Origin of the sequence: Serratia plymuthica NBRC 102599 (genome assembly GCF_001590925.1) — a bacterium.
GTDB lineage: Bacteria > Pseudomonadota > Gammaproteobacteria > Enterobacterales > Enterobacteriaceae > Serratia > Serratia plymuthica.
In genome coordinates this window covers 48967-62013 of sequence record NZ_BCTU01000007.1, presented here as the reverse complement: position 1 = coordinate 62013, position 13047 = coordinate 48967, and the positions used below count along the sequence as shown (strand labels likewise).

At 58.7% G+C, this 13047-nt stretch carries 6 protein-coding genes; all 6 read left to right on the top strand.

The features are described from left to right. The first annotated feature begins 113 nt into the window (after positions 1-113). Genes SPL01S_RS04975 through SPL01S_RS04950 form a run of 6 tightly spaced genes read left to right on the top strand, consistent with a single transcriptional unit; the run spans position 114 to position 12862 of the window. Complete coding sequence (locus SPL01S_RS04975) at positions 114-788, top strand: hypothetical protein (RefSeq protein WP_232047455.1); 675 nt, start codon at positions 114-116, stop codon at positions 786-788. Between the two features lie 55 nt (positions 789-843). Continuing rightward, positions 844-8682, top strand: coding sequence for a type I polyketide synthase (locus tag SPL01S_RS04970; protein WP_063197957.1), 7839 nt, complete (start codon positions 844-846; stop codon positions 8680-8682). Further along, positions 8679-9698 carry an arylesterase gene (locus tag SPL01S_RS04965; RefSeq protein WP_232246027.1) on the top strand — a complete coding sequence of 340 codons (1020 nt, stop codon included), beginning with the start codon at positions 8679-8681 and terminating at the stop codon, positions 9696-9698. Before SPL01S_RS04970 ends, SPL01S_RS04965 begins: the two co-directional genes overlap by 4 nt. 1 nt (position 9699) lies before the next feature. Further along, on the top strand, positions 9700-10770 hold the full coding sequence (locus SPL01S_RS04960) for a 2Fe-2S iron-sulfur cluster-binding protein (protein WP_063197952.1): 1071 nt from the start codon (positions 9700-9702) through the stop codon (positions 10768-10770). After that, positions 10764-11918, top strand: coding sequence for an alkane 1-monooxygenase (locus SPL01S_RS04955; protein WP_063197949.1), 1155 nt, complete (start codon positions 10764-10766; stop codon positions 11916-11918). The genes SPL01S_RS04960 and SPL01S_RS04955 overlap by 7 nt, the downstream gene beginning before the upstream one ends. Positions 11919-11944: 26 nt before the next feature. After that, the gene (locus tag SPL01S_RS04950; protein WP_063197947.1) at positions 11945-12862 is read left to right on the top strand and encodes an alpha/beta fold hydrolase; all 918 of its coding nucleotides are present in this window, start codon (positions 11945-11947) and stop codon (positions 12860-12862) included. The last annotated feature ends 185 nt before the right edge of the window (positions 12863-13047 follow it).

The following is a 13047-nucleotide window of genomic DNA, read 5'->3' as shown; positions in this document are numbered from 1 at the left end:
CTATTGCTGCAACGGTAGAAAAGAATAACTATCAACGTAATCATAAATTTGCAAAGAGATTAATTGATCGCGTTGAATCTCATCCGTTGATGAGAAACCCTATCTTGTCAAAAATGAATAGCGGTGAATTTGACCTCAACCAGATGAAAGTCTTCCATCTGGAGTTTTATCATGCTTTCGCCCAGGTCTTTACCGATGCGGTGATCGAAGCGCTGAGCTCGGCAAAACAGTTGGAAGGCCGCCTGGGCGCCCGGGCAAAAATGGCCGCGCGTTTCCTGCTGCAGATCAACCTGCTGGACGAATTGGGTTTCCACCCGGGGACCGGCAGTGACGGCAGCTATAATGGCCAGCCTGCATTGGCGCACTATGTACAATTCTTCAATACCATTGAACAGCTGGGTATGAGTGAGGACGAGGTGAAAGCCTGGTTGCCGATGTCCAGCTCCGTGGCTTGCCGCGCAACCTTTGAAAACGCCTACGGCGATTACCCGCAGCTGGTCGCGCTGCTGGCCGTTGCGGAAACGGTGTTCCATGATTTTGCGACGCCTTGGGCGAAGAGCGTGGACGTGGCGACCGACATCGACGTCTCCCGCGGTTATCACAGCATTCACGTAGAAACGGAAACCGGCGAGTCGATTGAAGATGGTCATTCTGAAGATGCCTGGATTTTATTCTGCCAGGCGATAACGGAAGATCGTTTCGAGGAAATGGTACAACGTGTGGATCTGTGGCTGAAGGTATGGAATGACTTCTGCAACGATCTGCTTGCCGGCCGCGCCGCAAAATAATTTCAGGCTAATTTAACTTTTCATATTTTATATTGAGAATAAAGAGCTAATCATTATGCCGTCTCATCAGTTGTTTAACAGGGGATTTAATTCCTTCAACCAACTATTGCCCGAACTTGCTGTTCAACATACCGACAAGACGGCATTTGAATTTTTGCGAAGTGCCAAAGAAATAAAGAATCAAAGTTACAGACAATTGCATCAGCGCGCCGCATCTCTGGCTAGCGCACTTCAGCAATACGGTCATCGGGGCGACAGGGTTATTTTACTTTATCCCGACGGCGAAGATTTTATTGGCGCTTTTTTCGGGTGTCTTTATGCCGGCATGATTGCCGTGCCTGTTCCTATGCCGGCCAAGGCCTCAGGCAGTGCGTGGGAGCGCTTTATTGGGGTTTTACGCAATGCGAAAACGGAATTTATTGTCACCACAGGGAAAGGCGCTGAAACCTTAATATCGCTCAGTTTACCGCTGGCGCCGCTAATTTTTACCTTTGATCAACTGCCCGCCGTGGCATTACCGGTGGGGTATCGCCTTCAGCATCTCGATAGCCATTTTTCAGGGGCGTTTAACCCTGCACCGGTGAGCGACGACGATGTGGCTTTTTTGCAATACACCTCGGGTTCAACCGGTACGCCAAAGGGGGTCATGGTCACTCATGGCAACCTGTGGGCCAACTCTCAAGCCATCCATCGTTATTTCGGTCACCACAATGAAAGCCGCGGCATGATATGGCTGCCGCATTTCCATGATATGGGGCTTATCGGCGGCTTGCTTCAGCCGGTATTCGGGGCATTCCCCTGCCGGGTGATGTCGCCGATGATGCTGATGAAAAACCCGCTTAACTGGTTAAAGCAGGTGTCAGAGTACCGTGCGACGACGTCGGGTGGCCCCAATTTCGCCTACGACCTCTGCGTGCGCAAAATCAGCCCGCAGCAGGCCGAAGGCCTGGATCTCTCCAGCTGGGATGTGGCGTTTTGCGGTGCAGAGCCTATCCGCCCAGCTACGTTGCGCCAGTTCAGTGAACACTTTGCCCCGGCCGGCTTCCGGGGGCGGGCGTTTTTACCCTGCTATGGCATGGCGGAAACCACGCTGATTGTTACCGGCAGGGAGAAAGGCCAGGGGATGGCGGTCGCCGAAGAAAAATCGGGGGATGTCGTCAACTGTGGCGAGGCGCTGCCCGGCACCGATGTCCGCATTGTCGATCCCGAGACGCTACAACCGCTTGCGGCCGGGCAAACCGGCGAGATTTGGTTACGTGGGCCCAGCATTGCGGCCGGCTATTGGGATAACCCGGCGGCGACGGAGGCCACCTTCCAGGCGCGCATCGAGCCTGATCCGGCGCATTGGTTACGCAGCGGCGATTTGGGGTTCCTGCAAGCGGGGGCGCTGTACGTCACCGGACGTGTGAAAGAACTGTTGATCGTCAATGGGCAAAACCATTACCCGACGGATATCGAGGAAACGATCAGGGGAGCAGATATTTTGCTGGCAGACGCAACCGTTTGCGTCTTCGCCGCCGAGGTTGCCCAAACTGAACAGGCGGTGGCCTTGCTGGAGATCCCGGAACGTCTCAAAGAGACCCTGGATACCGCAGCGTTGAACCGGCGTTTGAATGCCGCAGTGGCCGAGCGGCACGGCATAACCCTGGGGGAATGGGTATGGGTCGGCCGCCGGGCCATTCCACGCACCACCAGTGGCAAATTGCAACGTACCCGCGCCAGAGAAATGTACCGGCAAAATGAACTGGCGGTGCAATGGCGTAGCCGGGCCGAGCAGCCGCAAACCGCCCAGGTTGCCGATGTTGCCTCATACAGCGTGCCTGCCCTGGCCGCGCTTATCGCCGGTATCATCGGCACTGCGGTCAACGGCGCTGTCGGTGAAGAACAGTGGGATGAGGCTTTTACCGCCTTTGGCCTGAACTCGTTACAGGCGGTTGGCGTGATCGGCGAGTTAGAGCAACATTTGGGGCGTGAGCTGTCGCCGGCGCTGATTTACGATTATCCGACGATCAATAAGCTGGCTGCGGGTCTGTTGCAACCCGTTGCGCGACCAGAAGCCGCCAGGACGGCCGTGGCCAGCCAGGATATCGCCGTGATTGGCATCGGGGTTGAACTGCCAGGCCACAGTGGCGTGCAGGCGCTGTGGGCGATGTTGCAGCAGGGGCAAAGCACCACGGGTGAAATACCCGCTCACCGTTGGGCTGGCTCTGCACTCGGTGGTTTTAACCGCAAGGGCAGTTTCTTTGACCGCGTGAGCGATTTTGACGCCGGTTACTTTGGCATTTCGCCGCGCGAGGCGGAGTATATCGATCCGCAACATCGCCTGCTGTTGGAAACCGTGCAACAGGCGCTGACCGATGCGGGGTTACAGGCTTCGGCGCTGCGGGGCAGCGACACCGCAGTGTTTATCGGCATCAGCGCCAGTGATTATGCCCTGGTCTCGGGCGACCGGGTTTCCGCGTATAGCGGGCTGGGCAATGCGCACAGCATTGCCGCCAACCGCATATCTTATCTTTATGATTTTAAAGGGCCGAGCGTCGCCATTGATACGGCCTGTTCCTCTTCGCTGGTGGCCATCGACGGGGCCATGCAAAGCCTGCGTTCGGGGCGCAGTTCGCTGGCCATTGCCGGCGGCGTGAATCTGGCGCTGACGCCGCATTTGCAAAAGGTCTTCACCGAGGCGCAGATGCTGGCGCCGGACGGCCAGTGCAAAACCTTTGACGCGCGCGCCGATGGCTATGTGCGTGGCGAGGGGTGCGGCATCGTGGTGTTGAAACCCCTGGCGCAGGCATTGGCCGATGGCGATCGGGTTTATGCCACCTTGGTTGCCAGCGCCATCAATCAGGATGGCCGCAGCAACGGCATCACGGCGCCTAACGGGCCATCGCAGCAGGCGGTGATCGCGCGGGCGCTGGCCGAGGCGGGCATCGACAGCAATCACATCGACTATGTGGAAGCGCATGGCACCGGGACTGCGCTGGGTGACCTGATTGAGTATCAGGCGCTGGAAGCGGTGTTTGCCGAGCGGAGCCAACCGGCACCGGTTCAGGTGGGATCGATCAAGACCAATATTGGCCATCTCGAAGCCGCAGCCGGCGTGCTTGGGGTGGTGAAGACCGCGTTGATGCTGCATGGCCAACAGCGCGTGCCTCATTTGAATTTCCAACAGAAAAATCCGCATATCGCCGCCATTAGCCGCCGGGTGGCGGTAGCGGGCAGTCACCCTTGCGCCTGGGAGTCTGCGGCGGGCCAACGTTATGCCGGTGTCAGCAGTTTTGGCTTCGGCGGGACGAACAGCCACGTGATACTGCGTGATTGTCCACAGGCTGCGAAGCGCGATGAGGCGGCCCAGCCGCTGACGCTGCTGCTGGTGGCCTCGCACGAAGAGCAGGGTTTCAACGCGCAGCGTGACGGCATTTATAGCACCTTGCAAATGCAGCACGACGTTGACGTCCCGGCATGGTGTCGCCTGGTCAATACCCGTTATGACCACCCGCGCTATCGTGGGTTTGCCTATGGCGCCAATCGCCGGCAATTGGCAGAAAACCTGGCGCAACTCACCGCGAGTAAAGTGGAAAAACCGCGCCCTCAGGTCTGGCTCTTCCCTGGGCAGGGAACGCAGCAAATCGGCATGGGGGCGGCTTTATACCAGCATCTGCCGCACTACCGCACGTGCTTCGATAGCCTGGCTGAGCGGGTTCAGGAAGAGTATCAAATCGATATTCGGCAAGCGCTGCATGCGCAGGACGACCGTTGGCAGCATTGCGCCAAAACCTGCCAGTTGGCCCTGTTTGCCTGCAGTTATGCCACGGCGGACAGCTTGTTGCAGTTCGGGCTACGCCCGGCGGCGGTGATTGGCCATAGCCTGGGCGAGTATTGCGCTGCGGTTGTCGCCGGCCAGATTTCGCTGGAGCAGGGGTTGGCGATGGTTCATCAGCGTGCACACCTGATGGACAGCCTGGAGCAGCGGGGTGCGATGGCGGTGGTGTTCAGCGGCGAAAACGAGGTCCGCCGCGGTATCGCCCCCTGGGCCGATGATATCGATATTGCTGCGTTCAATACGCCGACGCTGACCACCATCACCGGCAGTTCGCCGGCGATTGATGCCTGCTTGCAGGCGATTTCAGCGCAAGGCGGCCATGCCCGCCGGATCAAAACCACCAACGCATTCCATTCTCACCTGATGGATCCCATCTTGCCGGCGTATCGCCTTTGGTTGACGCAGCATATTGATTTCGCTGAGGGGAATATCCCTTTCTACAGCAATCTGGATGCGCTGCCGCGCCGGCACACCGATGCCGACTACTGGAGCCAACAAATCCGGCAACCCGTTCATTTCCTGCAAGGCATACAGGCGCTGCAGGAGGAAGGGAAATATACCTTTGTGGATCTGAGCGCCGACAGTTCGCTGGGCAAGTTTGTCGCCGCCACCGATCGCAGCCAACCGATTTTGGCGGCCGCCGATCATCGCCATGAATACCAATCACTGCTGACGCTGCTGGGTTCGTTGTGGCAGCAAGGGCATGACATCGACTGGTCCAGGCTGTATCGCGCAACAAGCCGTGAAGCTTTGACGCTGCCGGCCATTCAATTTTGTCGGAACACTTATTGGCTGGCCGATGAAACGCCAACGCTGCCGCCATCTTCACATGAGGACGCTATGTCAAAACAACATCAATTACACGCCGAAATCAAAGCGATCATTGCCGGGTATTTGGGGGCATCGCCCGAAGCTTTGGATGATGATCTGCCCTTCCTGGAAATGGGGGCCGACTCGCTGGTCTTGCTGGATGCGATCAATACCATCAAGGATCGCTATGGCGTGGTGATCCCGCTGAGATCGCTGTTTGAAGAGTTGAATACGCTGGATGCGGTGATCCATTACGTTGTGGAACGTGCGCAAGTGGCGGAGCCCGTCGCGGTGGCCAGTGAAAGCCGGGTTGTGACGGCAATGCCGCAAGCCGACGCTTCGGTGATACCTGTATCGGCCCCTCAGCTCGAACCGGAATGGGGAATACCGGCAACGGCCCCGGCCGAGTTGCAAGGCGTGATTGCGCGGCAATTAGAGGTCATGTCGCAACAGCTGCGTCTGTTAAGCGGCGGCCATGCTCAACCGCTTTCCGCACCCGCGCTGCCTTCGGTGCCGGCAAGCGCACCGGTAGCCGCACTTCCTGCACCGGCAGTGGCGAGCAACGCGCCGGCTACCGCTGCACCGGCCACAGCCGGCGCGCACGCTAGCTGGTTTAAAAAGGAAACCAGGAAGACGTCATTAGGGGCCGAGCGCGATAAACACATACAGCAATTGACGCAGCAGTTTGTCAGCAAAACCCCGGGTTCCAAGCACAATGCGCAGCAGTACCGCGCCGTGCTGGCGGATAACCGGGCATCGGCGGGTTTCCGTTTATCCACCAAGGAAATGCTGTATCCCCTGGTGGGCGTGCGTTCACAAGGCTCCCGTATTTGGGATGCCGACGGTAACGAGTACATTGATTTCACCATGGGGTTTGGCGCCAACCTGTTGGGCCATGCGCCTGAGTGCGTGCAGCAGGCCGTTGCCGCACAGCTGGCGCAAGGCATGCAAATCGGGCCGCAGAGCCCGCTGGCCGGTGAGGTTGCAACATTGATTGCAGAGCTGACGGGCCAGCACCGCGTGGCGTTTTGTAACTCCGGTTCTGAAGCCGTCATGAGCGCGGTACGCCTGGCGCGTGCCGTAACGGGCAAGAACAAAGTGGCGCTGTTCAGCGGCTCTTATCACGGCGTTTTCGATGGCATCCTGGGGCGTCAGCAGGGGGGCGAAACCCCGGAGCGAGCGGTGCCGATTGCCGCAGGGACGACGGCGTCCCTGGTCGAGGATCTGCTGGTGCTCGACTACGGCAGCGAAGAGAGCCTGGCTTTGATTGCCCAGTATGCCGATCAACTGGCCGCGGTCATTGTGGAGCCGATTCAAAGCCGCTACCCCGATCATCAGCCGCGCGACTATTTGCATGCGCTGCGTAAGCTGACGGCCGAGCGCAATATCGCCTTGATGTTCGATGAAGTGATTACCGGTTTCCGCCTGGCTGCCGGCGGCGCGCAGGCGTATTACGGTGTCCAGGCCGATATTGCCACCTACGGCAAGATTGTCGGCGGCGGCATGCCGATTGGCGTCATTGCGGGGTCGGCGCGCTTTATGGACAGCATCGACGGCGGTTTCTGGCAATACGGCGATGAATCCTGGCCGCAATCCGAACTGATTTTCTTTGCCGGGACCTTCTCCAAACACCCTCTGACCATGGCGGCCAGCAAAGCGGTGCTCGACTATATCAAGAGCCACCCTGGGCTCTACGACGACATCAACCAAAAGACGCATTACCTCGCGCAGACGCTCAACACCTGGTTTGTCACGACGGGTACGCCGATCGAGATCGTCTCGGCGGGCAGTTTGTTCCGTTTCAAATTCAGCGGTAACTACGACATTTTGTTCCATCACCTGATGCTGCGCGGCATCTTCATTTGGGAAGGCCGCAACTGCTTCGTGTCCACCGCGCACTCTTCGCAAGATATAGAGCACTTTATCGCGGCGGTAAAAGAGAGCGTTAATGCCATGCGCGTTGACGGTTTCTTCGGTGATGCCGGTTTGCACCCCGATACGCCTTACCCGGCCGCCGACAGCCAGCAGCGCTTTATGCTGCTGGCCGCCAAAGACGAAAGCGGGCTGTGCGCGGGCAACATCGGCTGCGTGGTTGAAACGGCGCGGGAAATCGAGGGATCACTTCTGGCCGAAGCCTGGACGCTGCTGAGCGAGCGTCATGAGTCCTTGCGTATGCAGTTCAATGACGCGGGGGAGTTGCGGGTGGTTCCGGGTGGGAGCAGCGTCGATTTTATTGAAGAACGCAGCGAGTCGGCAGAGGTTGCCGCACGGCTGGCCGAGTTTGCCGCCAAACCCTTCGCCTTGACGGCAGCGCCGCTGGCGCGCGTCTTATTGCTGAGCCAGCCCGGCCAAATAGCCCTGGCGTTGACGGCGCACCATACGGTGGCGGATGGCTGGTCATTTATGGTGATGCTGCGTGAACTGCTGCATATCTACGATGCGCTGGCGGCAGGGTTTAGCCCTGAGCTGTCGGCGGCGCCAAGTTATTTGCGTTTTATGCGTGCGGAAAAGACCGCCAATGATGCAGAGGTTGCTCAACGGCTGGCCGCTATCCCGGCGCATCGTTTCGATCCCGCCAGTGCGCTGCCGGTGGTCCTGCAGACCGCGCCGTATCAAGGCCAGCGTTTGAAGCAAGGGCTGGCTTACCCGAACTTGTCGGCCCAACTGCGTAAAGTGGCCGCCGAACTGCGCACGACCCGCTTTGTGATGCTGAACGCCCTGTTTGTACTGACGCTCGAGAAGTTTGTCGGCCACTCTGTGTTGCCTGTCGCTGTGCCGAATGCCGGGCGTGACTTCGAGAACAGCGAAGGGTTGGTCGGCCAGTGCGTCAGCCTGATGCCGTTGTGTTTCAACAGCGCCGCGAGCGCTTCGTTGCCTGAGTTTGTGGCCAAGGTGCATCAGGCCATTCTGGCGCAGCGTGACGCGCCGGCATTGCCGTCCCGCTGTTTCCATGGTGAGCAAGCGCCACTGCCTCTGCTTGCCACGTTCAATGTTGAGCCGTCCGTTCCGTTGGCGGAAATGCGCCAGTGGCAGGCCAGCCTGTCGATGCTGCCGGTCAACGCGGTCGAGTTCCCCTTGATGATCAACGTGGTGGAAATGGCCGATGAGCTGTCGATTGAGCTGGATTATCAGGCGCGTTATTTCACCGAGCAAACCGCCGCAGCGCTGCTGGAGCCGTATCTGGCTGCGATTGCGGTTCTGGCTGAGCAAGGCGTGAGCGCCGTAAATCAGCAGTTTTATTCACCGGTTGCCGTGGAAGCATGATGAAAAAGTTGATGGGGATAGCGCTGGCCGTCGCTGTGCTGGCGTATGTAATCAATCTGCTGTTTGACGCCGGCGTGTTCTACCGCGTTCAGGATATCAACCTGCAGCAATGCCAAAAAATACCGGGGATCAGCGGGGCGGAGGATATTGCGCCGCTGAAGGAAGGGGGCGCACTGATCAGCAGCCTGAATCGCCACGATAACGCGCCGGGGGCGCTCTATTACTTCCAACAGGGGCAAGCGCCCCTGCGTTTACCCGGCGACTATCCGGCTGAGTTTTACCCGCACGGTATCGATGTGTGGCAAAAGGGCGCAGAGACGTGGGTTTACGCAGTGAGCCACGGCTCTCGTGGGGATCGCATTGAGACGTTCCGTTTTGAACGGGCGGCGATGCGGCTGGTTTATCAGCCTGAGCTGTCGCGCAGCGTCGGCAAGAATATCAACGACATCAGCGTCATTGATAAATCCCGTTGGCTGTTGACGCGCGACCACGCCTTTTCCGGCATGTTGGGGCGCGTTGAAGACTATCTGCGGCTGCCACTCTCGCTGGTCTTGCTGGTAGACGACGCGGGGGAGCATAGGCTGCTCGATGGGTTGCATTTTGCCAACGGCATTTACTACAACCCGCAGCGGGGGCGGCTGTACGTGGCGGAAACCACCAACGGCACTGTGAGCAGTTGGGCATGGCGGCCGGGCGAGGCGTCACCCGTCTTGCTGGGGCGGTTCACCGGGTTGCACGGTGTCGACAATATTATGCCTGACGGGGATGGGCTGCTGGTGGCCGCGCATCCGCAACTGTTAAAGCTGGCCGCATTTCAAAAGGATGCGCAAGCGCGTTCGCCGTCGCTGGTTTGGCAACTGTCGCTGGGCACACAGGGTGCGGTTGAGCGTGCGCAGATTTATTACCAGAGCCATGGCCAGGCGCTGGCGGCGATCAGCGTGGCGGCGCCGCTCGGTGGGCGGATCCTGATGGGCAGCGTATTTGATGATGGCCTGCTGACGTGCGGAGAGCAATAACATGCTGAAGAGATGGTTCTCGCGCCGCAGCACCTTTCAGGGAGTGCTGGAGGGGAAAGCCTTCACCCTGGCTGCGGGGGAAACGGTGCTGGAAAGCGCGCTGAAAGCCGGCGTGGCGTTGCCTTATAACTGCCAGGTGGGGTCTTGCAAATCCTGCCTGTGCCGGGTGGTCAGCGGTGAAGTGCGTTCGCTGGTGGATCTCGGCTATTTGCTCAGTGCCGAAGACATTGCGGCCGGCCATGTGTTGGCCTGCCAGTGCTTGCCCCAGTCTGATTTAACCCTGATGTCGGCTGCGGTAGCGACAAACTGGGTGCCGGCTCAGATAAAACAGGCAACTCCTCTCTCAAGCAGGGTGTGGCGGATCACCCTGTCGCCTGAGCAGGCTATGCCTTTCCTGCCCGGGCAATTTTTGCAGCTGTGCCACCAGCCGGGCGCCGATGTCCGCAGTTACTCGGTGAGTTGGCCCAGTAACGCGTGGGAGATTGTTGTGGATGTCACGCTGAGAGAGCAGGGGCGCGTTTCTCCCCTTTTATGCGATCAGGACAGCGTCGGGCGTACCCTGTGGGTATCTGGCTGTAGCGGACGGTTTGGGCAAGCCGATGACGGGAAAGGGCCATTGCTGGCCATAGCCAGCGGTTCAGGTTTAGGAACCACGTTGGGGCTGGTTCGTGCGGCTCTGGCGCGTAATCCCTATCGGGCGGTGATGCTGGTGCATGCCATTCGCAAGCGGCAGGACAAGTTTGACGTTGCCGAACTGCAGCGGTTGCAACAACAGCATGAAGGCTTCCATTACTTGCATGCGTTGTCGCAAGAGAATGAGGGGAAACAGCACGAACTTGTGGGGCGCTTTACATCCTGGCTGGAGGAGTGGCGCAGCCTCTATCCGTACCAAAAATACGGGCTGGAGACTCGCGACTGGCGGGCGGTGATCTGCGGTAACCCAGGGCTGGCGCAGGCATGCCAACGGGGGCTGCTTGCGAGTGGGGTGCTGGCGCGACATATCCAGACAGACTGTTTTTCTCCCGCCGGCACCGAGGAAAAAATCTCGAACAATAAGGAGTTAGTATGTTGAGTTACCTAAGATTCGCCCTGGTGCCACTGGTGTTTTTACCCCTGACGGCGGCGGCCAATTTGCTCGGCGGCGGGTGGATACTGGCCGCCATGCTGTGCGTATCCTTGAGTTATTTGATCTTTGATAATGTGACCCCGGTAGATACTGCCGATCACCACTATCGCTTCACCGCTCTTCTGGCGCTGATCCCCTATCTGCAACTTCCCGCGGCCCTGCTGGCGTTGTTTACGTTGATCTGGCAGGCGGCACCGGGCGATGTGCTGGGGTTTGGGGCCGGGGTCTCGGCGACGACGGGGTGGGATGTCCCGGCCTTGCACGGTATGCGAATGCCGGAATTGCTGCTGGCCGCCGTGTCCACCGGCTATACGCTGAGTACCAACACGGTGGTGGCTCATGAGCTTATCCACAAAACCCAGAGCTGGTTGGCGATGACCGTCGGGCGCTGGTTACTGGCATTGGTTGCGGACGCGCAGTTTTCCATCTCCCACGTGTACTCGCATCACCTCAATGTGGCGACGTACGCCGATGGGGCGACGGCACGCCGCGGCGAGCATGTTTACCGTTTCTTTATCCGCTCGTCCCTGTCGCAGTACCGCGAGTCGTGGCAGGTGGAACAGCAACGGCTAAAAGGCCAGGGCAAGCGGAGTATTACGCTGGGCAATAGGGTGATTCGCAGCGTTATCATGAGCCTGACGATCCTGGCCGCCTGTTATGCGGCGGCCGGGGGGCGTGGATTACTCGCTTGCCTGGTGGCCATGCTGGTCTCCAAGTTCTTGTTTGAAACCGTCAACTATATCCAGCATTACGGCTTAATCCGGGTTCCCAATACCCGCGTTGAGCCACGCCACAGCTGGGATTGCAACAACCAGGCATCTTCTGCCGGCCTATTGAATCTGACGCGCCACTCGGATCACCACACGAATCCACGTCGGGAGTTCTGGCGGCTGCAAGCGCACAGCTATGCGGTGGGGATCGATCATGGCTACGTGGCGCATATCCTGTATGCGTTGGTACCGCCACTGTGGTTTAAACGCATGGAAGCAAAACTGGCGTATTGGGATCGGCATGTCGCCACGGATGCGGAAAGGGCCCTTATTCGGCAGCTCGATAAGCGTCAAGCGGCGCAAGATGCGCCCGCGCAAGTCTAACGTCACCCGCGATTCTGGAGAGTACAATGAGCGAACACTTTGACCAACTTATCGAACAAGCCTACCGGCAGTATCGTGGGCCGGCGTATATGCGCTCACCGGCCGTATCCTGCATTAAAGTGGGTATTCGGTTGATGGATTTTGTGGTGCCTGGCCCAACGGCCGCCTACCTTGGCAAACGCTTTTTCACCCCACGCCGCGTCCCGACACGTGAAAGCGATAAACAGACGATGGGCATGGCGAGCAGCATTACGTACATCACCCTGAGCAACGATAAGCAGGCGGTGGTGTACCACTGGGGGCAACAGGGGCCAAAGGTGCTGTTGGCGCACGGTTGGGAGTCGCGGGCATCGCATTTCTCGCGTTTGATCCAGGTATTGGTGGAACGGGGTTTCCAGGTTGTCGGCTTTGACGCACCGGCACATGGGGATGCGGAAGGCGACCAGAGCAGCATTGTCGAGTTTATCGAAATCATTCAGCGACTGGAGCGGCAAGAGGGCGGGTTTGACGCGATTGTGGCTCATTCCTTCGGTGGCCTGTCGGCGATCAACGCGGTGAAAGCCGGGCTGCGTACCAAAGTCTTGGTGATTGTCGGCGCCCCCACGCACTTTAGCGGCCTGGTGACCAAGTATGCTTCTATCCTCAATTTGCCGGCGCGCCAGCAGCAACGTTTACGGGGTTACATTGAGCGTTACTTTGGCATCGGGGATGCCGTTTGGCAGCGCTTTAACGCCTATGAAGGGTTGCGGCAGATTGAACAACCGGCGTTAATCATCCACGACAGCGCCGACGACATCGTCCTGGAAGTGGAAGCAGAATGCCTGGCCCAAGCCTGGCCCGCCGCCCGTCTGGTGAAAACCCAGGGGCTGGGGCATAACCCGTTGCGCCGCCCGGGGGAGGGCATAGATCTGGTGTTGGCGCATCTGGCTCCGCTTCAACCTTAACCGGCGCTATTCTTGCCGGGGAGGGATTGCCCGATAGTCAGGGATAATGGCTATCGGGTTCCGGTAAATAGCAGCGGTTGTTTAAGGGTATTTCACGTCGACGGGGCGATGAGAATGCTGCGGGCAAATTTATTGCGACTATCCGTTTTTGGGTGGTTCCTCCAATGAATTGAACATGTGTAAGG